The following is an 826-nucleotide window of genomic DNA, read 5'->3' as shown; positions in this document are numbered from 1 at the left end:
TTCATCTACATCTGAATTTCCTTTCTATCCAAGAGTCCTACAATTAAAATTTTTTCTGATCACGGCTGACCTGATGCCCTATTATGCCTTTTAAAGAAGTTTTGACACGTTAAGCACAAGATTTTGTGATAAATTTGTCTATTTTAACGTCCTATTTGGGGCGTTAACTCGTCGTCTATTGAAAATCAATGTTAGGCGTATAGGTGACGTCTTAGTATTGATTAAATAATCATTTGAAAAACGCGTATTCATGGAGGCACCATGCCATACACTTACCTGACCGAAGTCCAAATCACCAGTCTTAATAGGAATCTGGGCGGTACTACTACGATAAATCCAGGAAATTTGGCTCATGCGGTGAATGGTCCCGCTGCAGTCTTATTTGGCGCTGTTATGCACGCCACATTGGCAGAGAAGGCAGCAGTATTGGTGGAAAATCTCTCCCAAGGACACTGTTTCGATGATGCAAACAAACGCACTGCAAGCGCGGCGCTCAATGCGTTTATCAAGGCAAACCGCCAAGGGAAAGGCATCGTCGGAGGAGACAAAAAGGCGGTGTATGCTGTAAATCAATGCGCAGATGCCAATCCAGTGCTCTCAGTACAGAATGGCTACCTGGCGCAAGCACTTGGTAAGTTGATACCAGAGGCGAAGGGCGGCGACCCTGCATAGCCGGTGCGGTCTTGCGGGGTGCATCGTGCAAAGCGGCAGCGCTAACCTGTCAGTTCAGCGTTGGGTTCCCTTAAACATGGGTATTCTTAAACATAGAGGGAAAAATCGCCGTAGCATTCAACATCATATTGATATAATTGGGCATTTTAGCGAC

Annotated in this window: 1 protein-coding gene; it reads left to right on the top strand. The window is 45.4% G+C overall.

Annotation, left to right across the window (positions count from 1 at the left end; all coding sequences use genetic code 11):
• The first annotated feature begins 261 nt into the window (after positions 1 to 261).
• Positions 262 to 672 (top strand): Fic family protein, encoded by a 411-nt coding sequence (locus GY683_RS01200; protein ID WP_297287016.1) that lies wholly within the window; start codon positions 262 to 264, stop codon positions 670 to 672.
• Positions 673 to 826 lie beyond the last annotated feature (154 nt).

This window comes from Moraxella sp. (assembly GCF_024227015.1).
GTDB lineage: Bacteria > Pseudomonadota > Gammaproteobacteria > Pseudomonadales > Moraxellaceae > Moraxella.
Note: the sequence above shows the minus strand (reverse complement) of the source record. Positions and strands in the feature narration are given on the sequence as shown.